Below are 26,025 nucleotides of genomic sequence, written 5' to 3' on the forward strand. Positions count from 1 at the left end.
GGGCCGGCCGGGAGTCGTCAAGGAATGATGGCCGCAGTGTTGGTTCGATCCATGACCCAGAAGAGGAATTCGACGTGATCAAGAAGCAGAACCTTCGCATCAATGTGCTTGCCGCCGCCGTGCTGTCGATGACGGCCGTCGGTGCCGTCCACGCCGCCGGCCTGCCGACCCGCGAACCGGTGCGCCAGGCCAGCACCGCCCAGCCGGGCACCGAGCGCATCATCGTCAAGTACCGGGCCGGCGCTGCCGCCGCCACCGACCGCTCGGCGAAGCTGTCCACCGTGCAGTCGGCGCTGACCCGGGCCAGCCTGTCCGGCGGTACCTCACGTGCCAGTACCCTCGGCCCGCAGGTGGTACGCAAGCTCGCTACCGGTGCGGACCTGATCCGCGTGCAGGGCCGCCTGGCCCCGGCCGAACTGCAGCGTGTGCTGAAGGAACTGCAGGCCGACCCGTCGGTGCAGTACGCCGAAGCCGACGTGAAGCTGCGCCGCACCGAACTGCGTGCCGGCAACGTACAGCCGGCGCTGGTGCCGAACGATCCCTTCTACCAGCAGAACCAGTGGCATCTGCACAATGCGGTCGGCGGCATCAACGCACCGGCGGCATGGGATGTCTCGCAGGGTGAGGGCATCGTGGTGGCGGTGATCGATACCGGCATCCTGCCGCAGCATCCGGACCTGGTCGGCAACCTGCTGGAGGGTTACGACTTCATCAGCGATGCGGAGACCTCGCGGCGCCCGACCAACGATCGTGTGCCGGGTGCGCAGGACTACGGTGACTGGGTCGAGAACGACAACGAGTGCTATGACGGCTCGCTGGCCGAGGACAGTTCCTGGCACGGCACCCACGTCGCTGGCACCGTGGCCGAGCAGACCAACAACGGCGTCGGCATGGCCGGTGTCGCCTACAAGGCCAAGGTGCTGCCGGTACGTGTGCTGGGCAAGTGCGGCGGCTACCTGTCCGACATCGCCGACGCGGTGGTCTGGGCATCGGGTGGCACGGTGACCGGCATCCCGGCCAACACCAACCCGGCCGAGATCATCAACATGAGCCTGGGCGGCAGCGGTACCTGCGGCAGCACCTACCAGGACGCCATCAACGGCGCGATCTCGCGTGGCACCACGGTGGTGGTCGCGGCGGGCAATGAAGCCGACAACGCATCCAAGTACCGTCCGGCCAGCTGCGAAGGCGTGGTGACCGTGGGTGCCACGCGCATCACCGGCGGCATCACCTACTACTCCAACTACGGCACCCGCGTGGACCTGTCCGGTCCGGGTGGCGGCGGCAGTGTCGACGGCAACCCGGGTGGCTACATCTGGCAGACCGGCTCCAATGCGGCGACCACGCCGGAATCGGGCACGCCGGGCTACATGGGCATGGGCGGTACCTCGATGGCCTCGCCGCATGTGGCCGCCGTTGCTGCACTGGTGCAGAGCGCACTGATCGCCAAGGGCAAGGATCCGCTGACCCCGGCCGCGATGCGTACCCTGCTGAAGGAAACCGCACGTCCGTTCCCGGTCGCCATCCCGGCAGCCACGCCGATCGGTACCGGCATCCTCGATGCCAAGGCCGCGCTGGCCAAGGCACTGGAAGAACCGTGCACCGAGAACTGCGGGCCGGTGGCCACGCCGCTGACCAACAAGGCCGCCGTCGGTGGCCTGTCCGGTGCGGCCGGCAGCAGCAAGCTCTACAGCTTCGAAGCGGCTGCCGGCAAGCAGTTCAGCGTGATCACCTACGGTGGCACCGGCAACGTTTCGGTCTACGTGGCTGAAGGCCGTGAGCCCAGTGCCAGCGACAACGACGCCAAGTCGACCCGTCCGGGCACCTCCGAGACGGTGCGGGTGACCAAGCCGGTGGCGGCCACCTACTACATCAAGGTGGTGGGTGAAGCGGCCTACAACGGGGTGAGCATTCTCGCCACGCAGTAAGCTTGAACTGTCGTAGTTGAATGGCCGAAGCCCGTCATCCCATGTGACGGGCTTCGTCTTTTTACGAAAGGTGGCGCAGGGGCGGCGGAAATCATGGCTTAACTGTTAAAGTCGAGCCGATTGACAGGAGAGTCATGTGAACGCGCTTGCTGCTACCGCCGCTGCCGACGACGCTGAAGGCCGCATCCTGGATGCGCTGCTGGCGCGCGGCCGGCTGAAGGAAGGCGATCTGGCACGTGCGCGGCCGCTGCACGCAGAGGCCGGCGGCAGCCTGCTGGGCCTGCTGGTGCGGCTGGGGCTGGTCTCCGAGCGTGACCAGGCCCAGGCCAGCGCCGAAGTGCTGGGGCTGCCGCTGCTGGAAGGCAAACAGCTGCCGGAAGCACCGCCACAAGGGCTGGCGGAAGGCTTGCCGTTGTCGCTGCGCTTCCTCAAGCAGTTCCATGTCTGCCCGCTGGCGCTGGATGAACAGGGGGTCCGGCTGTGGCTGGCCGATGCCCATGATCCTTATCCGCAGCAGGCCGTGCAGCTGGCACTGGGTGTACCGGTGACACCGGTGCTGGGCATGCGCGCAGAAATTGATGACCTGGTCGAACGCTGGTTCGGCCAGGGCCGCAGCGCGATGGGCGCGATCGTCGAAACCGCCGATGGCGAGGGCGGTGCGGTCGATGACATCGAGCATCTGCGTGACCTCGCCTCGGAAGCGCCGGTGATCCGCCTGGTCAACCTGGTGATCCAGCGTGCAGTGGAGCTGCGCGCTTCGGACATCCATGTCGAACCGTTCGAAAGCCGGTTGAAGGTGCGTTACCGCGTCGATGGCGTGCTGGTGGAAGGCGAAAGCCCGCCGGCCAACCTCACTGCTGCGGTGATCAGCCGCATCAAGATCATGGCCCGGCTCAACATCGCCGAGCGCCGCCTGCCGCAGGACGGCCGCATCATGCTGCGCGTGCAGGGCAAGGAGCTGGACCTGCGCGTGAGCACGGTGCCGACCGCGCACGGCGAAAGCGTGGTGATGCGATTGCTGGACCGCGAAACGGTGGTGTTCGATTTCCATCGTCTCGGTTTCACTGACGCCTTCCTGCCGCAGTTCCGCAAGGTGCTGGAACAGCCGCACGGCATCCTGCTGGTGACCGGCCCGACCGGTTCAGGCAAGACCACCACGCTGTACACCGCGCTGAGCCAGCTGAACACTGCCGACGTCAAGATCATCACGGTCGAAGACCCGGTGGAATACCAGATCGAAGGCATCAACCAGATCCAGGCCAAGCCGCAGATCGGCCTGGACTTCGCCAACGCCCTGCGCAGCATCGTGCGCCAGGACCCGGACATCATCATGATCGGCGAAATGCGCGACCTGGAAACCGCGCGCATCGCGATCCAGTCGGCGCTGACCGGCCACCTGGTGCTGTCCACCCTGCATACCAACAACGCAGCCGGCGGCATCACCCGCCTGCTCGACATGGGCGTGGAAGACTACCTGCTTACCTCCACCATCAACGGCATCCTGGCCCAGCGCCTGGTGCGTCGGCTGGAGCCGACCCATGCCGAGCGCTATGAAGCCTCGCCGGAGGAGATCGAACGCTTCGAGCTGCGCCGCCTGCAGCCGGAAGGACCGATCCACCTGTACCGCCCGAAGCCCTCCGCGCTGGCGCCGACCGGTTACCTCGGCCGGACCACCATCATGGAATTCCTGGTGATGAACGACGCGCTGCGGCGCGCGGTGATGCGCCGCGACGGCATGGGCGAGATCGAACGCATTGCCCGCGAAGCCGGTATGCGCACGATGTACGAAGATGGTCTGTCCAAGGCCCTCAGTGGTCAGACGACCATCGAGGAAGTGCTGCGTGTCACCGAGGAAAGCTGATGCGCGCAGGACGCCGGGGCTGACATGCCGACCTACCGTTACAAGGCACTGAATCCGCACGGCGAGATCTTCGACGGGCAGATGGAAGCGGCAAGCGAGGCCGAGCTGGTCGCGCGCCTGCAGGACCAGGGCCATCTGCCGATGGAGACCCAGCTGGCCGATGGCGGTGCGATCGGTGGCAGTACCTGGCGCAACCTGTTCCGCCAACGGCCGCTGCAGGGTGCGGCATTGCTGCAGTTCACCCAGCAGCTGGCGACACTGCTCGGTGCAGGCCAGCCGCTGGATCGCGCGCTGTCGATCCTGCTCGGGTTGCCCGAAGACGAACGCTCGCGCCGCGCGATCACCGACATCCGCGATGTGGTGCGCGGTGGCGCGCCGCTGTCGACCGCACTGGAGCGCCAGCATGGGTTGTTCTCGCGCCTGTACGTGAACATGGTGCGGGCCGGTGAAGCCGGCGGCAGCCTGCACGAAACCCTGCAGCGCCTGGCCGACTACCTCGAACGCAGCCGCGCGTTGCAGGGCAAGGTGATCAACGCGCTGGTGTACCCGGCCATCCTGCTGGTGGTGGTGGGTGGCGCGCTGCTGTTCCTGCTCGGCTACGTGGTGCCGCAGTTCGCGCAGATGTACGAAAGCCTGGATGTGGCGCTGCCGTGGTTCACCAACGCGGTGCTGCAGCTGGGCCTGTTCGTGCGCGACTGGTGGGTGTTGCTGCTGGTGGTGCCAGGGATACTTGCGCTGTTCTTCGAACGCAAGGCGCGGCAACCGGCCTTCCGGCTGGCGCTGGATGGCTGGCTGCTGCAGCGTCGCGGCATCGGCCGCCTGCTCGGCGAACTGGAAACCGCGCGGCTGGCCCGCACGCTGGGCACCCTGCTGCGCAATGGCGTGCCGTTGCTGGGTGCCTTGGGCATCGCCCGCAACGTGCTGGGCAACCGCGCGCTGGCCGCCGATGTGGAAGCCGCCGCGGATGAAGTGAAGAACGGTACCGGCCTGTCGCTGGCGCTGTCGCGCGGCAAGCGTTTCCCGCGCCTGGCGCTGCAGATGATCCAGGTCGGCGAGGAATCCGGTGCACTCGATACCATGCTGCTGAAAGCCGCCGATACCTTCGAACAGGACAGCGCCCGGCGCATCGACCGCCTGCTGGCGGCGATGGTGCCGGCGATCACCCTGGTGCTGGCCTCGGTGGTCGGTGCGGTGATCGTTGCCGTGCTGGTACCGCTGTACGACCTGACCAATGCCATCGGTTGACGATGGATCCCTACGCAACCCCGACACTCCGCAACTGAAAGGACCGACCATGATTGCTTCCCGTCGACCGATCCGCCTTTCCTTCACCGCCGCGCGCAACCAGTCGGGCATGAGCCTGCTGGAAATCATCATCGTCATCGTGCTGATCGGTGCGGTGCTGACCCTGGTCGCCAGCCGCGTGCTGGGCGGCGCCGATCGCGGCAAGGCCAACATCGCCAAGGCGCAGGTGCAGACCGTTGCGTCCAAGGTCGACAATTACCAGATCGATACCGGCAAGCTGCCCGGCTCGCTCAACGATCTGGTGACCGCACCGGCGGGTGTCGGTGGCTGGCTGGGGCCGTATGCCAAGCCGGCTGACCTGAACGACCCGTGGGGCCACGCGCTGGAGTACCGTGCGCCGGGCGAAGGCCAGCCGTACGAGCTGATCAGCCTCGGCAAGGATGGCAAGGCCGGCGGCAGCAGCGTCGATGCCGACATCCGCTACCAGCCGTAATCCTGCATGACGTATTTCCTGCCGCGCCGGCTGCCTCGCCCGCGCCTGCACGGCAGGCGCGCAGCAGGCCTGTCGCTGCTGGAAATGCTGCTGGTGATCGCGCTGATCGCAGCGATCGGCCTGATTACCGCCGCCGGCCTGTCGCGCGGCTTCGCCGGCATGCAGCTGCGCAGCGCCGGCAAGGACATCGCCAACCAGCTGCGGGTAGTACGCGCGCAGGCGATCGCCCGCGGCGAGCCGCAGCGCTTTGTCATCGAACCGGCAAAGCGGCGCTGGGAAGGCGCCAACCAGCGCCATGGTGACGTGCCGGCACAGCTGCAGGTGCAGTTCGAAGGCGCCGCGCAGCTGGCCACCGCGCCAGGGCAGGGCGTGATCGAGTTCCATCCCGATGGTGGCTCCAGCGGTGGCCGCATCCGGCTGCAGCGTGACGATGCCGAATGGCGCATCGACGTGGGCTGGCTGACCGGTGAGGTCCGCTCCGGCCCCTGGCGGGCACAATGAAGCGGCACATTCGCGGCTTTACCTTGCTGGAAGTGATCATCGCCTTTGCCCTGCTCGGGCTGGCGCTGACCCTGCTGCTGGGCAGTCTGTCCGGTGGTGCCAGGCAGGTGCGCGAGGCCGAGCTGCGCACGCGCGCGATACTGCATGCGCAGTCGCTGCTGGCCGAAACCGGTGTCGCCACGCCACTGCAGGTGGGTAGCCAGCAGGGCGACTGGGAACAGGGACGCTACCACTGGGAGCTGCAGGTGCAGCCGTGGGTGGAGCCACGTGCCGGCAACGCCGTGCAGTCACAGTCGGCCGGTGCCCCCTGGCTGGCCGAACTGCAGCTGCAGGTGCGTTGGGGCGACAGCGAACGCGAGCAGCTGCGCTGGCGCAGCCTGCGCCTGCTGCCGCCGGACCTGGAGAGCGCGCGATGAAGCGCCGCGCCGCGGGTTTCACGCTGGTTGAAGTGATGCTGGCCACGGTGCTGCTGGCCGGTGGCCTGGCGCTGGCGTTCGCCAGCGTCCGCTCGGCAATGGCGGTCAGTCAGCGTGGCGAGCAGATCGCGGCCGAGAGTGAGCGCATGCGCGCGGTGCAGGCGCTGTTGCGGCGGCAGCTGGCCGGTGCGCTGCGCGCGCCGCTGGAAGTACCCGATCCCACCCGCGAACCGATCTTCTTCCAGGGCGAAGAGCAGCGCATGTTGTTCGCCGCCGATCTGCCGGGCTACCTCGGCCGCGGCGGACCCTACCTGCACGCGCTGCAGGTGGACGGCCGCGATGGCCAGCAGCGCTTGCTGCTGGACCTGGTGCTGCTGCAGGAAGGCGAGCGCATCGCCGAGAACCCGCCGCGCCCGCCGGAAGTGCTGGCGGAAAACCTGAAGTCGGTACAACTTCGCTATCGCGGCATCGATGCCAGTACCGGCCAGGTGAGCGACTGGATGCCGCGCTGGGACGATACCCGCCGCCTGCCGATGCTGGTGGAGATCAAGATCGTCCCGGCCAGGGGCGCGCCCTGGCCGACGCTGGTGGTGGCGCCGCGCAACGGTGGCAGCGGAGGCGCGCGATGAACCGGCAACACGGTGCGGCACTGGTACTGGTGCTGTGGTTGATCGCATTGATGACCGCGCTGGTCGGTGCGTTCGCGCTGAGCGCACGGGTCGAGCATCTGCAGCAGCGGGTGCTGGATGACGATGCACGCGGCCAGGAACGGGCGCGCGCCGGCCTGGAGTACGCGCTGCTGCGCCTGTCCGCCGATCCGCTGCGGGCGCCCTGGCGCGCTGATGGCCGAACCTACCGCTGGCAGTTCGATGACGCCAGCATCGAGATCAAGGTGCTGGACGAGAACGGCAAGATCAACCTGAACCTGGTCGACGTGACCTTGCTGACCGCGTTCCTCAAGGCGCTCGGCGAAGACGAAGGGGCAGCCCGGCAGCTGGCCGGTGCCATTGTCGACTGGCGTGATGAAGACAGCCTGCTGCAGCCGGGCGGCGGTGCCGAAGCCCCGGACTATGCGGCGGCGGGGTTGCCGTATGGCCCACGCAACAAGCGTTTCGAGACGCTCGGTGAACTGCAGCGGGTACTGGGCATGCGCGGCCCGCTGTACAAGGCCATGCTGCCGCACCTGACCCTGTACAGCCGCCAGGCACGCCCGGATCCCCAGTTCGCCAGCGCGCCGGTGCTGACCGCACTGGGCCTGGATGCGGATACCGTGCTGGCGCAGCGCGCACAGCAGGAGCGTGACGCAGATACCGCTGGCGGTGCGACAACGCTTGCCAGCAGCAGCGGCACCTATAGTATCGAGTCTCGTGCAACCGACGGCAGTGGACGCCGGTCGGTGTTGCAGGCAGTGGTACGCAATGGCTCGGGCGGGGTTCCCGGGCGGTCCTACACAGTGCTTCGCTGGGAGCAGGGAATGACAGCAAGATGACGGCATGGCAGGACAGTGTGCGGCAGGTGCAGGGCCGGATCGGCCCTGGCGCCGGCCGTTTCCTGCGCTGGTGGCGGCAATCGCTGCTGGCCTGGGTGCCGGCACGTTGGCAGTGGGCACTGGGCTGGGCACAGGCGCGCCTGCTGCTGCAGCGCCAGGGTGAGCAGCTGCAGGTCTGGCGAGAGGCCGGAGAACGCCGCGAAGCAGTTGCCAGCGTGCCATGGCCGCTGTCGCCGGCCGAACTGGACCGCGTGCTGGAACCGCGACTGCGCAGCCTGCCGCGGGTGTGGCTGCTGCCGGCCAGCGAGGTACTGCGTCGTCATCTGCGCCTACCTGCGGCTGCGGCCGACCGGCTGCGCGCCGTGGTCGGTTTCGAGATCGACCGCCAGACGCCGTTCGAATCCAGCCAGGTCAGCTATGACGTGCGTGAACTCGGGGGCGCCGCCGAGGGCCAGCTGCAGGTCGAACTGATCGCCTGGCCACTGCGCCAGCTTGAGGCGTGGCGGGCCAGCGTAGGCGAATGGGCCGATGCACTGGCCGGTGTCGATGCCATCGACACCGAGGGTGAATCCCTGCAGGTGAATCTGCTGCCACCGGGGCAGCGCCAGCTGCGGGCAGACCCGACGCGGCGCTGGAATGTGCTGCTGGCCGTGGCCGCGCTGGTGATGCTGGTGCTGGCGGCCCTGCAGCTGCTCGACAACCGCCGCGCCGCCGCCGACGAACTGCGTGCGCAGGTCGAGCGCAGTGCACGCAGTGCGCGTGGTGTCGCCAGCGAACGCGCGCAGCTGCAGGCGCTGATCGATGGTGCCGCATTCCTGGAAAAGCAGCGCAGCCAGCGCGCCGGAACGGTGGAAATCTGGAATGAACTGACCCGGCGCCTGCCGGAGGGCACTTACCTGGAAAAGCTGGCCATCGAGAACAACAACCTGCAGCTGATCGGCCTGAGCCGCGAGGCCTCGCAGCTGGTGCAGCTGCTGCAGGACGCACCGCAGTGGCGCAAGGTCAACCTGACCGGCGTACTGCAGGCCGATGGCGCAGCCAGTGGCCGTGACCGCTTCACCATGACCGCCGAACTGCAGCCGTTGCCGGCTGCGGCCCCGACACGGGAGGCGGCCGATGCCGATGCCAAGCGCACGCCGTGACCGCTGGCTGGCACTGGCGCTGCTGCTGGCAGTGCTGGGTCTGGCGTACCTGCTGCTGGTGCACCCCTGGTTCACCCAGCCACTGCGCGAAATCGACGCCGACGTGGCTGCCCTGCGCGAGCGCGAGCAGCGCGTGCAGGCGCAGCTGCAGCAGCAGCCGCAGATCGAACAGCGCCTGCGCGCCACCCGCGAGGCACTGCAGCAGCGGCCGGGCTTCCTGCGCGAAGCCACCGCCGAAGCTGCGGCCGCTGCGCTGGGCGCGAAGCTGCAGGATGCGGTGGCGATGGCCAGCCCGGGCAACCGCAGCTGCACCATCAGCAACCGCACGCCACTGACCGACAACCGCCGTGACGCCGAATTCGTGCGCGTGGCCATGCAGGTGCGCCTGCGTTGCGGTGTGGCCGAACTGGCCACGGTGCTGCACAGCCTGGAAACCGGCAGCCCGCGCCTGTTCGTCGACAACCTCAACCTGATCGCGCAGCGCTTCCAGCAGTCGCCCAACGAGTCCGGGCTCGGCCTGGACGTGTCGTTCGAACTGGCCGGTTACCTGCTGCCCGGTGCTGCGGCCGATGGCGCTGCGCCGGCACCTGCAGCCGAACCGGGCGCGGCGCCGCAACCGCCTTCGGCCACACCTGCACCGGCCGCCGCACCGGCTGCGCCGGAAGAAGGGCAGGAGGTGGCCGATGAAGCTTGAGCAGATCAGCCTTCGCACCGGCTTCCTGCTGGCACTGGCCGGCTGGGCGGCAGCGGTCTGGCTGGCCACCGGCTTCGGTCTGGGCAGCCAGCTGCCAGGTGCGGACGGTGATGCCGATGCGGTGCCTTCGTTGCCGGTGCTGCCGCCGTTGGTTGCAGAACGCATGGCCAGTGCCGACAGCTACAGCGCGATCGGCGAGCGACCGCTGTTCGCCGAGGACCGCAGGCCGAAGCCCTACCTGCTCGGCGGCAGCGAGCCCGCCGCCAGCGCCGCGCTGCGCCTGACCGGCGTGCTGCTGACCGGCGACTTCGGCATGGCCACCTTCACCACCGAACAGAACCGCTCGCTGCGCCTGCGCCTCAACGGTGAAGCCGTCGACGGCTGGCAGCTGGTCGCACTGCAGCCGCGCCAGGCCACCGTGATCGGCCCCGGTGGCAACCAGGTGCTGGAACTGGCGGTATTCAACGGGCAGGGGGGGGAACCGCCGACCGTGCTGCGCGGCGCCAACGGTGCGCCACCGGCCGGTGCGATCGTTGTGCCGCCCCCGGCAGGCGCTCCGCCGGCACCGCCGCCGGCTGCGGCAACCGCATCGCCGTCGCCTGCTGGCAGTGCGCCGGCATCCTCGGCTGCGGCGGCCGCCACACCGCCTGCCAACAACAACGGCCCCAGCGAAGCGCAGATGCAGGCCATTCGCGAACGCATCCAGGCCCGTCGCCGCCAGCTGCAGCAACAACAACAGCAGCAACAACCGTCGCCGCCCCCGGGCGATGGCACCAACCGATAGAGTGAATGCATGAGCCTGCGTTTCCTTCCCTGGTCCTTTGCCCTCGCGCTGCTGGTCGGCTGCAGCACCGTGTCCGCACCGCATGTGCAGCGCAAGGGCAATCTGTCGCCCACTGCCGAGGCCGGCCAGGCGGCCGAAGTCGCCGCTGATGCTGCCCGTGACGCCCAGGGCGCTCCGCAGGCGGTGATCCGCCGTGGCACCGGCACCATGATCAACCGCGAAGCAGCACGCGCACCGGCTCCGGCACTGCATGGCGCCAGCACCGGTGAAGCAACCTTCAATTTCGAAGGCGAATCGGTGCATGCGGTGGTCAAGGCCATCCTCGGTGACATGCTGGGCCAGAACTACGTGATCGCACCGGGGGTGCAGGGCACAGTCACCCTGGCCACGCCCAAGCCGGTGTCGCCGGCGCAGGCGTTGAACCTGCTGGAGATGGTGCTGGGCTGGAACAATGCCCGCATGGTCTACAGCGGCGGCCGCTACAACATCGTCGCCGCCGATCAGGCATTGGCCGGCACCGTCGCACCGAGTACGGCGCCGGCGGCCAGCGCACGCGGTTTCGAGGTGCGGGTGATCCCGCTGCAGTTCATCTCCGCAACTGAAATGAAGAAGGTGCTGGAGCCGTACGCGCGCCCCAACGCCATCGTCAACGTCGACAGCGGCCGCAACGTGATCACCCTGGGCGGTACCCGCGCCGAGCTGGAAAACTACATGCGCACTGTCGAGATCTTCGACGTCGACTGGCTGTCGGGCATGTCGGTGGGCGTGTTCCCGATCCAGTCGGGGAAGGCCGAGCAGGTGGCCGCCGATCTGGAGAAGGTGTTCGGCGAGGAGAGCAAGACGCCCAGCGCCGGCATGTTCCGCTTCCTGCCGCTGGAAAACGCCAACGCGGTGCTGGTGATCACCCCGCAGGTGCGTTACCTGGACCAGATCCAGCAGTGGCTGGACCGCATCGATACCGCCGGTGGCAGCGCCCGCCTGTTCTCCTATGAGCTGCGCTACATCAAGGCGCGGGATCTGGCCGAACGCCTCAGTGAAGCCTTCGCCAGCAGCGGCAATCGCGGCGGCTCCAGCCCGGCCTCGCTGGCACCGGGTGCAATGCCGTCGCAGCTGGGCAGCGACGGTGAGCGTGGCATGGACAGCAACAACAGCAGCAATTTCGGTTCGACGCCGGGCAGTGGCTCCAGTGGCACCGGCAACGGCAGCATGAACCTGCCGCAGCGCCAGTCCGGCAACGTCAGCGTCAGCCTGGAAGTGGAAGGCGATCGCGTGGGCGTGTCGGCGGTGGAGGAAACCAACACCCTGCTGGTGCGCTCGACCCCGCAGGCCTGGCGCTCGATCCGCGAAGTGATCGAGAAGCTGGACGTGATGCCGCTGCAGGTGCATATCGAAGCGCAGGTGGCCGAGGTCGCACTGGAGGGTGACCTGAAGTACGGCGTGAACTGGTTCTTCGACAACGCGGTGGCCGGGCGCGCGCTGACCGGCGCATTGGCCGGCGTGACCCTGCCGGCCGCCGCCGGCGGCTCCTGGAGCAGCTTTGCCGGTGCCGCGACCGGTGGCGAAGGCCTTGGCTGGGCGTTCACCGGCCACAATGGCGCGGCGGTGGTCAGCGCGCTGGACAAGGTCACCGATGTGCGCCTGCTGCAGACCCCCTCGGTGTTCGTGCGCAACAACGCCGAGGCCACGCTCAACGTGGGTGACAAGGTGCCGATCAACACCACCACGGTGAACACCGGTATCGGCGCCGGCACCTACAGTTCGGTGCAGTACATCGACACCGGCGTGATCCTGAAGGTGCGGCCGCGCGTGACCCGTGATGGCACCGTGTTCCTCGACATCGTGCAGGAAGTGAGCAGTGCCTCCAACGTGCCGGACAATTGCAATCCGACGGAGCGCAACTGCAACCCGCGTATTTCCACCAAGAAGCTGTCGACCGAAGCGGCGGTGCAGAGCGGGGACACCATCATGCTGGCCGGCCTGATCACCGACACGGGCACCGATGGCAGCAGCGGCATCCCCGGCCTGAGCCGGATTCCGGTGGTGGGCGCACTGTTCGGGCAGAAGAGCCGCACCAGCCGCCGTTCGGAGGTGATCGTGCTGCTGACGCCGAGCATCGTGCGCAACGGGCAGGAGGCACGCACCCTGACCGACGAGTACAGCCAGCGCTTCCGCGCGATGGAACCGCTGAACCAGCCGCGCGCAAAGAAGTAAGGGGTTACGGCCGGGCTGCGCCCGGCACCCGCAGAGGCCAGAGCTGGAGCAACAGCAACAGCAACAGCAACAGCAACAGCAACAGCGGGTTTCTGGGGGATGGCGGGGCGGTGTGGGTTGTCAGGACACGCCGTAAACCCTTCCATGGGGGCTCGATGGCGCCATCCATGGCGCCAACGGTCCTGCCAACCCACACCGCCCCGCCTCTGACAGATTCCCGCGGCTGTTGGTAGGTGTCGACCTTGGTCGACACGCTGGATCCACGCCATGCGTGGATGCTTTTCGATTCCAATTCGAAATATTCGATTCCGATGGAGATTCATCCACGCATGGCGTGGATCTACTGCAGATCGCAGAGATCTGTCGAAGGCGGGGTGGGTCCGGTTGTGGGGGCGTGAGCCGCATGGGCCCGAGGCATGCCTCGGGCGGGTTGAGCAGGACGCCCAACCCCGGTCTTGCCGTGTGCGCAGGACTGCGCACACGAGCAAGCGGCGACCGAGCTTACATGGGTGAGGGCGCTTTGCTTGCGAAGCATTGCTTCGCAAGCGCCCGAACGCACAGCCGCCAGCGGCTGGGCCGGGCCCCGGAGGGGGACTTGCAGCGGCCCCCGCAACCGGACCCACCCCGCCATCCCCCAGGAACCCAGCTTTTGCTCCGGCTGTTGCTTCGGCTCTGGCTCTGGCCTCTGCAGGCGCCGGGTGCAACCCGGCCGATACCCTCCCAGTGCTAGGCTGTGGCTACCGACAACCACGGAGGCGGGATGGGGGCGATCGTGTTGTTGCCGCTGTGCGTGGACGATGCCGCGCTCGACCGCTGCCTGGCCGCGCTGGATGCCGGCACCGCGCCGGGAACCGCGGTCTGGCTGGCCGATGACGCGCAGACCGGCCCGCGTGCGCAGGCGGTGGTGGAGCATTGGTTGGCGCATACGCCGTTGCAGGCCGAATACACCCGCCGCGCGCGGCCGTTGGGCGAGGTCGCCCATCTGGATGAGATGCTGCGCGCCTGCGAGGGCATGGACGTGGCGGTGCTGGCGCCGGACAGCGTGCCCGCGCCGGGCTGGCTGCAGCAGCTGCAGGATGCCTTCGCCCGCGACGCCGCCATCGCCACCGCAACCCCGTGGTGCAATGCCGGCGAAACCGCTGCATGGCCGCGGCTGGGCGAGATCAATCCGGAACCGGAGGACCCGGCGCTGCTGGCACACACCTGTGCCACGCTGCCGGTGCTGCATCCGGAGCTGCCCTCGGCGGTCACCCACGCGGTACTGGTGCGCGGCAACGCGCGTCGCCGCGCCGGCGGCCTGGACGTGGACAGCTACGCCGGCTGGAACGCGGCACTGGTGGACCTGAGCCTGCGCATGGCTGGCCTGGGATGGCGCAACGTGCTGTGCGAGACCGCCTTCGTCAGCCGGGAAGGGGAGGCGGTCAGCCGTGATGGCGATCTCGAGGCCCTGGCCGCGCGCTGGCCGGGGTGGGTGCCACGGTTGGCTGACTTCCTCATGCACGATCCGCTGCATGGCCTGCGTGCCGATCTGCAGCAGCGCATGCGGCAGGCGATAATGCCGAAGGAACAGGGTGACCTGTTCGTCTCGTCTTCCGCGCCGGAGCCTCCTGCTTGAATGTTGCCATTGCCGCCATCGTCGTCACCTACCAGAGCGGCAGCACCATCGACGCCTGCCTCTCGCGTCTGCGCCAGGCGCAGGACGTGGCCGAGATCCGGGTGATCGACAATGGCTCGATGGATGGCACGCTGGATATCGTGCAGCGCCATGCCAGCCACGACCCGCGCGTGCGTCTCGTCGGCAATCCGGACAATCCCGGCTTTGCCGCCGCCAACAACCAGGGCGTGGCCGATTCGCACAGTCCATGGCTGGCCTTCATCAACCCGGACCTGATGGTTGAACCGGAGACGTTGGCCGCACTGCGCAGCCGCGCGGAAGGACTGGGCGACTGCCTGCTCGGTGTCGAGCAGGTGGACGAGCAGGGCCATGCCGACGAAGCCGTGCGCCGCCGCGACCCGGATTTCCTGATGATGCTGCGCTCGCCGGGCAAGGGCTCGAAGCTGGCGGTGCCGCGTGACCCGCAGCAGGCGCTGCAGCGGGTGCCGGCGCTGTCCGGTGCGCTGCTGATGATGCCGCGTGCATTGTTCAACTGCATCGGAGGTTGGGACGCCGGCTATCGTCTGCATGCCGAAGACCTGGACCTGTGCCGGCGTGCACGCGAAGCCGGAGCAGTGGTGGCGATCGCCAATGACCTGCAGGTCACCCACGTTCGTGGCGTCTCCAGCCGCTCGCGGCCGTTCTTCGTTGAATGGCACAAGCACAAGGGCCTGTGGCGCTATTTCCAGAAGTTCGAGGCCAGGCAGCGTTCGCTGCCGGTGCGGGTAGCGGTGTGGGGCGCGATCTGGGCGCACGCGCTGATGCTGGTGCCGAAGCTGCTGCGCAAGGCGCTGTAGCGCCGCAAGAGCATCCACGCATGGCGTGGATCTACCAATGTTGTTTCCCGTGAGCTGAGTGTGGCCGCAGGCACCCCGGTTCACCCTGCCGGGCGCATAATCCGCCCCATGCCTATCATCCAGTCCCTGCTCGACACCGACCTGTACAAGTTCACCATGATGCAGGCGGTGCTCCACCAGCACCCCGGCGCCCAGGTGCAGTACCGGTTCAAGTGCCGCACGCCCGGCATCGACCTGGCCCATTACATCGACCAGATCGACGAAGAGATCGACCACCTGTGCAGCCTGCGTTTCAGCGACGCGGAGCTGGACTACATGCGTGGCCTGCGCTTCGTGAAGCCGGACTTCGCCGATTTCCTCGGCCTGTTCCACCTCGACCGCAAGTACATCCAGCTGCGCGCGTCGAAGACCGTGCCCGGCGAGATCGAACTGGACATCACCGGGCCCTGGCTGCACACCATTCTGTTCGAAGTGCCGCTGCTGGCGATCATCAACGAAGTCTGGTTCCGCAACACCACCACCGCCGACTTCGCCGAGGGCGAGCGCCGCCTGCAGGCCAAGGCCGCGCTGCTGCGTGATACCCCCGGCTTCGAGCAGTGCCGCATCGCCGACTACGGCAGCCGCCGCCGCTACTCGCGCGACTGGCATGCCCGCCTGCTGCCGTTGCTGCGCGACGCCCTCGGGCCGCAGCTGGTCGGCACCAGCAACGTGCATTTCGCCCGCCTGTACGGCATGACCCCGCACGGCACCATGGCCCATGAGTACCTGCAGGCGTTCCAGGCGCTGGGCCCGCGCCTGCGCGATTCGCAGGTGGCGGCACTGGAGTCGTGGGCACGCGAGTATCGCGGCGACCTCGGCATCGCGCTGTCCGACGTGGTCGGCCTGGATGCGTTCCTGCGCGACTTCGACATGTACTTCTGCAAGCTGTTCGACGGCGTCCGCCATGACTCCGGCGATCCGTTCGACTGGGGCGACCGCATGCTGGCGCACTTCCAGCAGCGCCGGGTGGATGCACGCAGCAAGGTGCTGGTGTTCAGCGATGGGCTCGACATCGCCAAGGTGATGCGCCTGTACGACTACTTCCGTGGTCGCTGCCAGGTCGCCTTCGGCGTCGGCACCCACCTGACCAATGATCTGGGGCCAACGCCGCTCAACATCGTCATCAAGATGGTCCGCTGCAACGGCCAGCCGGTGGCCAAGCTCAGCGATTCGCCGGGCAAGAGCATGTGCGACGACCCGGGCTACCTGGCCTATCTGCGCCAGGTCTTCGAGCTGCCGCCGGCGTAAACACGCCGGCTTACAGGTAGTCGACCACCACCAGGTAGGCGCCCTGCAGCGGCTGCTGCTTCGAAGCCTGCACGCTGTAACGCTCGGAGAAGGCGATATCGCCGGCGCGCATCGCGCTGGCCGACACCGACAGCTTCTGGCCCTGGCGCTTGCCGTCGCGCAGCGTCGCGGCCTGGCCATCGGCCAGCGCCGTCACGGCCACCGTCGAGCCCTTGGCCGAGGGCGGGCAGGCGGCCAGGCTCAGCTCACCCTGGGACAGGTTCGTCGTGCAGCCCGGCTCGGCGATACGGCCGCTGAAACGGATGCTGCCGCTGCTGGCCTGGGCCAGCGCACTGACGGACATCAGGGCCACACACAGCAGAATGGAGTTCCTCATGACACGTTCTCTGGTTCGGTGTGTCCTAGTTAGCGACAGGTTCGATCCGTCTTTAATAGGACAAATCCGAATCTGCTAGGGCCATCACCAAGAAAGAGTGATGCGCATCAAATAAGGCGATTTCCACCTGAAAAAAGCCTGTTTTCGCGCATGCCGAACGCGCCACGGGAAGCGTCATGCAGGGTCGTTTGTGACCTGATCGCCTTGCCGTCAAATCCCCTACGCCCGCCGGGCTCTCATTCCGCCTACCACGTCACATTTGAGGCGTCAATGAATTGGCGTTCAGAAAAATAATGAGACTTTCATCACAGTTGTGCCTATACTTGCGTCACGGATTCAGGGGAAGGTATGTCCGAGTCCGGCCACAGGTGAGACGCAAGGATGGGTCTTGATAGCCCGGCAGTGCTCCTTGCTTCCTCCTCTACTTCTCATCTCTTCAGTAGGGTTAGGTAAAAGCGAATGCACAAGATCAATATCATCGCCGCTCTGATGCTGGCCGCCGCTCCGCTGGCCGCCAACGCCGCCGACGGCACCATCACCTTCAACGGCAAGGTGACCGACAAGACCTGCACCATCTCGACCCCGGGCGGCAAGGACTTCGCCGTCAACCTGCCGACCGTGTCCAAGAACACCCTGGCCACCGCCGGTGCCGTTGCGGGCCGTACCCCGTTCGCCATCAACCTGAGCAAGTGCAGCGCCGGCAACGTCGCCACCTACTTCGAGCCGGGTTCCACTGTTGACTTCAACAGCGGCCGCCTGGTCAATCAGGCTTCGGCCAACGCTGCCACCAACGTGCAGCTGCAGCTGCTGGGCTCGAACAACACGTTCCTGCCGATCAAGGCGGCTGGCCTCGGTCTGGCCCAGGAGAACTCGCAGTGGGTCACCGTCGGCACCGACGGCTCGGCCAATCTGAACTATTACGCTGAGTACTACGCCACTAACGCCGCCACCCCGGGCGACGTCACCAGCAGCGTCAAGTACACGATCATCTACAACTGATCGTAGTCGTACCCGCGCTGGCCGGCGTACGCGCCGGCCAGTGCATCGCGGCCCCTGGCCACATACCTCGAGCGTAGTACTTCCGATGAAAGCATTCTTTCCCCGGGCGCTGCTGCTGGCAGCGTTCACGCTGCCCTTCTGCCAGAACGCTCTGGCCGGCGTGGTGGTCAATGGCACGCGAGTGATCTATCCGGCGCAGGCGCGCGAAGTCACCGTGCAGGTCGACAACGTGGGCGATTCGCCGGCGCTGGTGCAGGCCTGGATCGACAGCGGCGACGCCAACCAGACCGCTGATACCAGCGATGCCCCGTTCGTGCTGACGCCGCCGATCGCGCGCGTCGAGCCGGGCCGCAGCCAGGCGCTGCGACTGATCTTCTCCGGCGCGCAGCTGCCGACCGACCGTGAGTCGGTGTTCTGGCTCAATGTGCTGGATGTTCCGCCGTCCCCGGACAACGCCGACAGCGGCGAACAGAATTACCTGCAGGTCGCGTTCCGTTCGCGCCTGAAGCTTTTCTACCGGCCGCAGGGCCTGAAGGGCGTCGCCAACGACGCGCCCGCAGCGCTGCGCTGGACCCGCACGGGCGACCGTCTGCGGGTGGAAAACCCGAGCCCCTTCCACGTCACTCTGGCCGAAGTACATGCCGTGACCGGCAGCAGTGAAAAGGCCGTCGAGGACAAGGGCGCGATGGTCGCGCCCAAGCAGAGCCTGGAGTTCGCCGCACCGGCGGGCACCGACCAGGTCCGCTTCATCACCATCAACGACTACGGCGGCCGGGTGGAACACACCATCCGCCTCGGCAGCACCGGGGGCTGAACGCGCCGCGCCGGCCTTGGGCCTGCGCATCCCGCCACCGCCGCTGTGCGGCGAATTGAAGGAATGTCAGTGTGATCGGAAACAGATTGACATTGTCGATCCATCAGGCGCTTTGCCTGTTGGTTGCTGGCGTGGCCTGCCCAGGATGGGCGCTGGCTGCCCCGGCCAATCTCGGCGAACAGGCGCTGATGGCGCAGAGTGGTGCGGCCAATGCGCGTGCACCGGAATCGGCCCAGTTCAACTCCAGCTTCCTGTCTGGCCAGGCCAAGCAGGTCGATCTGGCGGCCTTCAGCAACGGCAACCCGATGGTGGCCGGCAACTACCGTGTCGACGTCTACGTCAACGGTGCCTGGCAGGGCCGTCGCGATCTGCAGTTCAAGGCCGATGCGCAGGGCCGTGTCGACGCCTGCCTGCCGCTGCCGATGCTGGAAGAAATGGGCGTGGACAGCGAAGCCGTGCTGCTGCAGCAGGATCCGTCCGTGCCGACCGACAAGACCAGCTGCGTGCCGGTTCAGCAGCGCATGGCCAATGCCTATGGTGTCTATGACAGCGGCAACCTGCGCTACGACCTGAGCATCCCGCAGGTGTTCCTGCGTCGTGAGGCACGCGGCTACGTCAACCCGGCGCTGTGGGACCGCGGCATCAATGCCGGCTTCGTCGGCTACAGCTTCAATGCCATCGACAGCGACAGCCGTGTCGAAGGTGGCCAGCGCAACCGCAGTGCCTACCTCGGCCTCAACGCCGGCATGAACCTGGGTGGCTGGCAGTTCCGCCACGATTCGAACCTGACCTGGTCCGAGGGCGATGGCCGCCATTGGCAGAGCATCGCCACCTATGCGCAGCGCGGCATCCCGCAGGTGCGCGGCATGCTTACCATCGGTGAGGCCTACACCACCGGTGAACTGTTCGACTCGATCGGTTACCGCGGTGCCAGCCTGGCCAGCGACGACCGCATGCTGCCCGATTCGCTGCGCGGTTACGCGCCGGTCGTGCGCGGCATCGCCGAGACCAACGCACGCATCGAAGTGCGCCAGAACGAGCAGCTGATCTACTCCTCCACCGTGTCGCCGGGCAGCTTCGTCATCGACGACCTGTACCCGACCGGCTACGGCGGCGACCTGGAAGTGAGCGTGATCGAGGCCGATGGCCGCCGCCGCGAATTCAAGGTGCCGTTCGGTTCGGTGCCGCAGATGCTGCGCGAAGGCGTGTCGCGTTACTCGCTGACCGCCGGCCAGGTGCGCAACAAGCTGCTGGCCGATGAGCCGTGGCTGGTGCAGGGCACCTACCAGCGCGGTATCGGCAACCAGCTGACGCTGTATGGCGGCAGTGCACTGAGCGACGGCTACCTGTCGCTGCTGTACGGCGTCGGCCTGTCCACGCCGGTTGGCGCGTTCGCCGCCGACGTCACCCATGCACGTACGACGTTCGACCACTACGGCAACCACACCGGTGCCAGCGTGCGCTTGAGCTACAGCAACATGATCGGCGAGACCGGGACCAATCTGACCCTGGCCGCCTACCGCTATTCGACCGAAGGCTTCTACAGCCTGCAGGACGCGCTGTATGGCCGTGATTCGGACAAGCGCGGCATCGATCCGACCACACGTGGCCGTCAGCGCAGCCAGTTCCAGGTAACGCTGAACCAGCCGCTGGGCCGTCGTGGCGGCGCGCTGTACGTGACCGGTTCGGTGCGTGACTTCTACGACCGTTCCGGCACCTCCAAGCAGTACCAGGTCGGCTACAACAACGCCTGGCGTTCGGTGAACTACGGTTTCTCGGCGCTGCGCACCGAAGAGGGCGTACTCGGTCGCTCGGATACCCAGTACCTGCTGTCGATGAGTGTGCCGCTGGGCCGTGGTACCCACCCTGTGTCATTCAGTGCTGATCTTGGCGTGCGCGACCGCGGGGGCTACGACAACAGCCGCGTTGGCATCACCGGTTCGGCCGGTGTCGACAACAACTTCAGCTATGGCGCGGCCCTGTCCGATTCCCGCGAGGGCAGCACCACCGCGATCGGCAACGTCGAATACCGCAGCCGTTATTCCGCATTGAACGCCAGCTACAGCCACTCGCGTGACTTCCGCCAGGCGTCGGTGGGTGCCAATGGCAGCGTGGTCGTGCATCCGGGCGGTTTCACCTTCACCCCGCAGCGTGGCGACACCATGGTGCTGGTCGAAGCACCGGGCGCGCGCGATGCGATCGTCAGCAACGCCCCGGGCCTGCGCGTCGACGGCCGCGGCTACGCGGTGGTCCCGTACGTGTCGCCGTACCGCCTCAACACCGTCACCCTCGACCCGCAGGGCATGGCTCACGACGTCGAGCTGGAAAGCACCAGCCAGTCGATCGCGCCGTTCGCCGGTGCCATCAGCTACCTGCGCTTCGATACCCGCAAGGGCAACGCGCTGCTGATCCAGGTGCGCAACACCGATGGCCGCACCATGCCGTTCGGTGCGCAGGTCAAGGACGAGCAGGGCCAGCCGGTGGGCATGGTCAGCCAGGGCGGCCGCCTGTACGTGCGCAGTGACAAGAACCAGGGCAGCCTGCTGGTGGAGTGGGGCGCCGGCGCCGACCAGCGCTGCACGGTCGATTACCAGGTTCCGGCGGGCGCCGATGCGTCCAAGACCGGCTTCATCCCGCTGGAGGCAGCATGCCGATGATTTCTTCCCGTGGCCGCAAGGCGCTGAGTGCCCTTGCATTGCTGGGCGGCGTGCTGCTGGCCCAGCAAGCCAGCGCCGCGTGCAGCCTGAACTCTTCGTGGTTCACCGCACAGGACGTCACCATGGACATGGGCCAGATCGTGATCCTGCCCAGCACGCCGGTCGGCGGCGTGATCAAGGAGATCAGTGAATCGATCACTCAGCGTGATAGCGTGGCCAGCTGTGATTGGAGTGGCGGCTACTCGCGCGGCGAGTATGTCAACGCGGCGCAGCAGCGCCCGGTGCCCGGTTTTGCCAATACCTATGAAACCGATGTCCCTGGCGTTGGCATCAAGCTATTCCGCGATTCAGGGGCGATCCAGGCCTACTATCCGCACAGCATTCCATTCAACGGTGGGGCGAGGATCAATCTCAATGGCGGTCGATTCCGTATCCAGCTGATCAAGACAGCCGCGCAGACCGGTTCCGGCGTGATCGCGCCGAACGGTCGTTTCACTACATACTATTTTGATGGTGATGGCAGCCGTCGCCCGGTGTTGACCTCCACCTTCAAGGGCTCGGGCACCACCGTGGTCAGCCCGACCTGCGAAGTGCAGGCGGGCAGTCGCAACATTGCCGTCGATTTCGGCAGCGTGCCCAACACCACGTTCACCGGTGTCGGTTCCAAGGCTGTAGATCGCGATTTCGAGATCCGCCTGAACTGCCAGGGCAGCAACGTTGCTGCCTACCAGAGCAAGATCGGCATCCGCCTCGACGCCGACCAGGACAGCTCGAACATGCCGGGCGTGCTGAAGCTCAGCGCGGCCACCAACAGTGCCACCCGCATCGGCATCCAGATGGTCCAGCGTGATGGCAGCACCGAGCGCGAAGTGCGTTTCGGCCAGACCGTCAACGTCGGTACCACCGTGCCGGGTACCAGTGTCATGGCGCTGCCGCTGCGTGCCCGCTATGTGCAGACCCAGGCCGGCACTGTGGGTGCAGGTGTCGCAAACGGCCAGGCCACCTTCACCATCCAGTACGAGTAAGGCGGCCGCAGGCCGCGCCACTGCTGCGTTCCACCGCAACGTCGCCCGTTCCACGGGCGGCGTTGACTGCGTCTTGATCTTCCAACGATGAAGATCAATGCCACGACGCGCGTACCATCATTCGAATGTGATGTACGTCGCGATTTTGGAGTTTCCTCATGAGGTGACCGTCTCCTGCCTGCGGGTGTTGGACGGGAACGCCGAAAGGATCCAGACGTGGCTACAGCTCCTGGCATTCCCTCGCGCCGGCCTTTCGGAGCGCTGCGATGAAGGTCCTGTCGGTGTTCGGCACGCGACCGGAAGCGATCAAGATGGGGCCGCTGGTAAGGGCCTTGGCGGAGGCTGCGGACATCGAATCGGTGGTCTGCATCACCGGCCAGCACCGGGCGATGCTGGACCAGGTGATGTCGCTGTTCGCGATCACCGCCGACCATGACCTCGATGTCATGGTGCCTAACCAGACCCTCAATGGCCTGTGTTCCAAGCTGTTCGAACGGCTTGACGCGCTCTACACGCAGGTTCGCCCGGACCGGGTACTGGTGCACGGCGATACCACCACGGCGATGACCGCCGCACTGGCCGCGTTCCACCACCGCATTCCGATCGGTCACGTCGAGGCCGGCCTGCGCACCGGCGACATCAACCGGCCGTGGCCGGAGGAAATGAACCGGCGGGTGATCGATGTGGTCGGCCACCAGCTGTACGCGCCCACGCCCAGCTCGCGCGCCAACCTGGCCGGTGAACACCTGGGCGGGCAGATCCTGGTCACCGGCAATACCGTCATCGATGCCCTGCAGCAGACCGTAGAGCGGCTGGATGCCGACCCGGCGCTGCGTGCGCGGGCTGACGAACCCTTCCACATGCTTGACCCCGATCGTCGCCTGCTGCTGGTCACCGGCCATCGCCGCGAGAGCTTCGGCCAGGGCTTCGAGGACATCTGCCGTGCGCTGGCTGAGCTGGCGCGGCGGCCGGACCTGCAGGTGCTGTACCCGGTGCACCTCAACCCGAACGTGCAGGGACCGGTCAACGCCCACCTCGGCCATCTCGACAACGTGCACCTGGTGCCACCGCAGGATTACCTGCGCTTCGTGCGCCTGATGCAGCGTGCGGACGTCATCCTCACCGACTCCGGTGGCGTGCAGGAAGAAGCGCCTGCGCTGGCCAAGCCAGTGCTGGTCATGCGCGACGTCACCGAACGCCCGGAGGCGGTCGAGGCCGGAGTGGTGACGCTGGTCGGCACCACGCCCTCGCGCATCGTCGAGGGGGTCAATGCGGCACTGGCCCAGCCACCGCAGCCGACCCGCTTCGATCCTGATGCCAGCCCCTACGGGGACGGCCGCGCCAGCGCCCGCATCGTCGCTGCCCTGCGCGGCACGCCGCTTCCCGAATTCTCGCCCGGTCTCCGCAGCGGCGGTGCCGCCCACCCCCATCCGCACGAAGTGACGCCATGACCCAGACCGGCCGCTCTGCCCTGTTTGTTTCCGCCGCCGCGTTCGTCCTGTCGGGCGTGGTCGGCACTGCCCATGCCGCCGACAACGTCGCCGGCCAGTTCGCCGAATGGAGCGGCGACAGCACGGTGAACCGGCAGATGACCCTGCGCGAACTTGGTTTCCGCCAACCGCTGGTGCTGAGCGGGCAGGAGAGCCAGCGCGAGGTCTACCTGCCGGTGCCGGCCGGCGTCGCCACCCGCGATGCGCAGCTGCAGCTGGATGGGCGTTATGTGCGCGGTCACGCCGGGCGCACCTCGGGCCTGTGGTCGGTCGATGGCGATCCGATCGCCGCGCGCTCGATTACCGACGCGCAGGGCGACGCCAGCCAGCTGCTGGCCATCGATGGCGAACCTCGCCAGAACGGCTTCGTGCGGGTCGGCGTCGGCTGGTGGTCGATCGTCTCCGACTACCAATGTGCCGACCAGAGCGCGCCGGCCAACGTGTTGCGGCTGTCGCCGGACTCGCGTTTCAGCTACCGCTTCGATGGCCGGGCCGTGGACACCGTGGCCAAGGCCTGGGGCGCGCTGCCACCGCAGGTGCGCCTGCTGGTGGATGGCAAGGCGCTGCAGGCGCCCGCCTACGACGCCGCCTGGCGCGTCGGTACCGCGTTGCAGGGCGGTGGCAAGCAGGTGCAGGTGGTGGCGCTACCCAAGGTCGGTGACAGTGTCGACCTGACCGGCATCAGCATCCCGGCCAGCCTGCAGGGCGTGCCGGCCTACGCTGCGCTGGCGACGGGCGAGCGTGCGCATGTGATCAAGGATCTGGCCGAAGTTGGCGCGCTGCTGTCGCTGCGTGACAGCGGGCCCTTGGCCGCTGACGTGATGATCGGCAGTGATGCGCTGCGGGCCGGCGTACGCGCGGCACTGGACGCGCTGGCCGTACAGGTTGCGGCTACGGGTGCCGATGCGGGCGCTGCCTTCGCCGCGTGGCGCGGTACCGATATGGGTGGCCTGGAAAAGCCCACGGCCAACGCATCGGTCAGCGTGGTCGCCGTTGCTGGCCGTCCGACGCTGGTGGTCGACCCGGCGGCGGCGGGCAAGGTCGCCGGGTTGTTCGCCGAACAGTGGCGCAGCTACGCGTTGGGCCGCAGCCTGCAGGTCAGCGCGGCGGGAACACCGAAGCTGGACGGAGACCAGGTGCTGCTGAGCCGGCTCGGCAACATCGCCGGCACGATGGATGTGGTCACCCGCGCGGACCGCAGTGCCACCTTCGACCTCGGCGTGCTGTCGGCCGATGGGCGCCTGCCCGAGGAAGTGGTGATCGATGTCTCGGCGGCGCCCAACGCCGCCGGGCAGGGCGCGGTGGCCACGATCCATTTCAACGATTACCTGCTGGGCGGCAAGGTGCTGTCGGCCAATGGCCAGCCGCAACGGCTGGTGGCCAAGGTGCCGGCCTACGCGCTGTCGGCGCGCAACGAGATCCGCGTCAGCTTCCTGCGCCAGCCGGCACGACCTTATTGCCACGATCCGGCCACCGCCTATCCGGTCTCGATCCTGCCCAGCAGCCACCTGACCCTGGCCAAGCGGTCGCTGGGCAGTGATTTCGTCGGCGCCAGCAGTCAGCTGTCGCGCGGCAACCAGGTGTTCGTGCCGGCCACGTGGCTGCAGGATGCACCGGCATCGCTGCGCAAGGTGATTGCGGTGGCCAGTGCAGTGGGTGCCTCGCCGGAGGCGTCGGAACTGAAGGTGGTCGATGCCGGTGCGGCGGTCAGCCCGGGCGTACCGTGGCTGGCATTCGGTGTGGCGCCATCGGGTGTCGATGTGGCCGGCCTGAAGGACGGTCATCTGCTGATCGGCGGGAAGCCGCAGCCGCTGCTGGATGTCAGCGGCCTGGACCGCGCCGCGGTGGTGCAGGTCGGCACCTCCGGCGGCCAGCTCGGCGTGCTGTACAGCGACCTGGGCGCACAGGCACCGTCATTCGGCGCACCGTTCCGGCTGCTGCGCGGTGATCTCGCCGTGCTCGACGGCAGTGATGCCGTGCGCGAGTTCGACCGCCAGGATCCTTACGGGAGTCGCGTTGCCCAGGATGGCAATCCGCAATCGAAGTGGGAACGGCACATGATCTGGTTGCTGCTGCTGGTCGGCGTGATCGTGTTCGCGCTGCTGGCCGCCCGCGTCACCCAGGTGCGCCGCCGCAAGTCCGCCAACACAGGGCACTGATCC

The 26,025-nt window shown here is 67.4% G+C and carries 22 protein-coding genes; 21 read left to right on the forward strand and 1 reads right to left on the reverse strand.

The features are described from left to right. Nucleotides 1-74: 74 nt before the first annotated feature. From ACSYAO_RS02910 to pncB, 15 genes are all read left to right on the forward strand, one after another. Nucleotides 75-1,928: a S8 family peptidase gene (locus tag ACSYAO_RS02910; RefSeq protein WP_049461663.1), complete on the forward strand. Its 1,854-nt coding sequence runs from the start codon at nucleotides 75-77 to the stop codon at nucleotides 1,926-1,928. 136 nt (nucleotides 1,929-2,064) lie between these two features. Continuing rightward, nucleotides 2,065-3,789, forward strand: coding sequence for a type II secretion system ATPase GspE (gene gspE / locus ACSYAO_RS02915; protein WP_049424954.1), 1,725 nt, complete (start codon nucleotides 2,065-2,067; stop codon nucleotides 3,787-3,789). 24 nt (nucleotides 3,790-3,813) lie between these two features. Then, nucleotides 3,814-5,034 (forward strand): type II secretion system protein XpsF, encoded by a 1,221-nt coding sequence (gene xpsF, locus ACSYAO_RS02920; protein ID WP_032130133.1) that lies wholly within the window; start codon nucleotides 3,814-3,816, stop codon nucleotides 5,032-5,034. Between the two features lie 49 nt (nucleotides 5,035-5,083). Continuing rightward, on the forward strand, nucleotides 5,084-5,527 hold the full coding sequence (gspG, locus tag ACSYAO_RS02925; RefSeq protein ID WP_004142831.1) for a type II secretion system major pseudopilin GspG: 444 nt from the start codon (nucleotides 5,084-5,086) through the stop codon (nucleotides 5,525-5,527). Nucleotides 5,528-5,533: 6 nt separating this feature from the next. Continuing rightward, nucleotides 5,534-6,028, forward strand: coding sequence for a type II secretion system protein XpsH (gene xpsH / locus ACSYAO_RS02930; RefSeq protein WP_032130132.1), 495 nt, complete (start codon nucleotides 5,534-5,536; stop codon nucleotides 6,026-6,028). Further along, complete coding sequence (gene xpsI / locus ACSYAO_RS02935) at nucleotides 6,025-6,444, forward strand: type II secretion system protein XpsI (protein WP_049461664.1); 420 nt, start codon at nucleotides 6,025-6,027, stop codon at nucleotides 6,442-6,444. Before xpsH ends, xpsI begins: the two co-directional genes overlap by 4 nt. Next, nucleotides 6,441-7,073 (forward strand): type II secretion system protein J, encoded by a 633-nt coding sequence (locus tag ACSYAO_RS02940; RefSeq protein WP_049461665.1) that lies wholly within the window; start codon nucleotides 6,441-6,443, stop codon nucleotides 7,071-7,073. The genes xpsI and ACSYAO_RS02940 overlap by 4 nt, the downstream gene beginning before the upstream one ends. Continuing rightward, entirely contained in the window at nucleotides 7,070-7,933 is an 864-nt protein-coding gene (locus ACSYAO_RS02945; RefSeq protein ID WP_049424963.1) for a general secretion pathway protein GspK, read from the forward strand. The genes ACSYAO_RS02940 and ACSYAO_RS02945 overlap by 4 nt, the downstream gene beginning before the upstream one ends. Beyond that, a complete protein-coding gene (locus tag ACSYAO_RS02950; RefSeq protein WP_049461666.1) occupies nucleotides 7,930-9,075 on the forward strand; it encodes a PilN domain-containing protein in 1,146 nt (381 codons plus the stop codon). Before ACSYAO_RS02945 ends, ACSYAO_RS02950 begins: the two co-directional genes overlap by 4 nt. Beyond that, a complete protein-coding gene (gspM, locus tag ACSYAO_RS02955) occupies nucleotides 9,050-9,769 on the forward strand; it encodes a type II secretion system protein GspM (protein ID WP_032130127.1) in 720 nt (239 codons plus the stop codon). Before ACSYAO_RS02950 ends, gspM begins: the two co-directional genes overlap by 26 nt. Then, nucleotides 9,759-10,553 (forward strand): hypothetical protein, encoded by a 795-nt coding sequence (locus tag ACSYAO_RS02960; RefSeq protein WP_049461667.1) that lies wholly within the window; start codon nucleotides 9,759-9,761, stop codon nucleotides 10,551-10,553. The genes gspM and ACSYAO_RS02960 overlap by 11 nt, the downstream gene beginning before the upstream one ends. 9 nt (nucleotides 10,554-10,562) lie before the next feature. Further along, nucleotides 10,563-12,764 (forward strand): type II secretion system secretin GspD, encoded by a 2,202-nt coding sequence (gene gspD, locus ACSYAO_RS02965; protein WP_049461668.1) that lies wholly within the window; start codon nucleotides 10,563-10,565, stop codon nucleotides 12,762-12,764. A 760-nt stretch (nucleotides 12,765-13,524) separates the two neighbouring features. Beyond that, complete coding sequence (locus ACSYAO_RS02970) at nucleotides 13,525-14,379, forward strand: glycosyltransferase family 2 protein (protein ID WP_049462837.1); 855 nt, start codon at nucleotides 13,525-13,527, stop codon at nucleotides 14,377-14,379. Then, a complete protein-coding gene (locus tag ACSYAO_RS02975; RefSeq protein ID WP_049462838.1) occupies nucleotides 14,376-15,215 on the forward strand; it encodes a glycosyltransferase family 2 protein in 840 nt (279 codons plus the stop codon). The genes ACSYAO_RS02970 and ACSYAO_RS02975 overlap by 4 nt, the downstream gene beginning before the upstream one ends. Nucleotides 15,216-15,323: 108 nt before the next feature. Further along, nucleotides 15,324-16,502, forward strand: coding sequence for a nicotinate phosphoribosyltransferase (gene pncB, locus ACSYAO_RS02980; protein WP_010482009.1), 1,179 nt, complete (start codon nucleotides 15,324-15,326; stop codon nucleotides 16,500-16,502). A gap of 10 nt (nucleotides 16,503-16,512) precedes the next feature. Here pncB and ACSYAO_RS02985 read toward each other — a convergent pair whose 3' ends face one another. After that, on the reverse strand, nucleotides 16,513-16,878 hold the full coding sequence (locus ACSYAO_RS02985) for a hypothetical protein (protein WP_014645902.1): 366 nt from the start codon (nucleotides 16,876-16,878) through the stop codon (nucleotides 16,513-16,515). A 459-nt stretch (nucleotides 16,879-17,337) separates the two neighbouring features. On the opposite strand from ACSYAO_RS02985, the gene ACSYAO_RS02990 reads away from it, so the two are divergent. The 6 genes from ACSYAO_RS02990 (at nucleotide 17,338) to ACSYAO_RS03015 (ending at nucleotide 26,022) form a co-directional block, all read left to right on the forward strand. After that, complete coding sequence (locus ACSYAO_RS02990) at nucleotides 17,338-17,877, forward strand: fimbrial protein (RefSeq protein ID WP_049462839.1); 540 nt, start codon at nucleotides 17,338-17,340, stop codon at nucleotides 17,875-17,877. Nucleotides 17,878-17,962: 85 nt separating this feature from the next. Further along, complete coding sequence (locus ACSYAO_RS02995) at nucleotides 17,963-18,691, forward strand: fimbrial biogenesis chaperone (protein ID WP_032128056.1); 729 nt, start codon at nucleotides 17,963-17,965, stop codon at nucleotides 18,689-18,691. A 92-nt stretch (nucleotides 18,692-18,783) separates the two neighbouring features. After that, entirely contained in the window at nucleotides 18,784-21,348 is a 2,565-nt protein-coding gene (locus ACSYAO_RS03000) for a fimbria/pilus outer membrane usher protein (protein ID WP_049462840.1), read from the forward strand. Continuing rightward, entirely contained in the window at nucleotides 21,339-22,373 is a 1,035-nt protein-coding gene (locus tag ACSYAO_RS03005; RefSeq protein ID WP_049462841.1) for a fimbrial protein, read from the forward strand. The genes ACSYAO_RS03000 and ACSYAO_RS03005 overlap by 10 nt, the downstream gene beginning before the upstream one ends. Nucleotides 22,374-22,639: 266 nt before the next feature. Then, complete coding sequence (gene wecB / locus ACSYAO_RS03010) at nucleotides 22,640-23,824, forward strand: non-hydrolyzing UDP-N-acetylglucosamine 2-epimerase (RefSeq protein ID WP_049462842.1); 1,185 nt, start codon at nucleotides 22,640-22,642, stop codon at nucleotides 23,822-23,824. Then, nucleotides 23,821-26,022 (forward strand): membrane protein, encoded by a 2,202-nt coding sequence (locus ACSYAO_RS03015; RefSeq protein WP_049462843.1) that lies wholly within the window; start codon nucleotides 23,821-23,823, stop codon nucleotides 26,020-26,022. Before wecB ends, ACSYAO_RS03015 begins: the two co-directional genes overlap by 4 nt. Nucleotides 26,023-26,025: the final 3 nt, after the last annotated feature.

This window comes from Stenotrophomonas sp. STK16_22 (assembly GCF_051984505.1).
Lineage (GTDB): Bacteria > Pseudomonadota > Gammaproteobacteria > Xanthomonadales > Xanthomonadaceae > Stenotrophomonas > Stenotrophomonas maltophilia_A.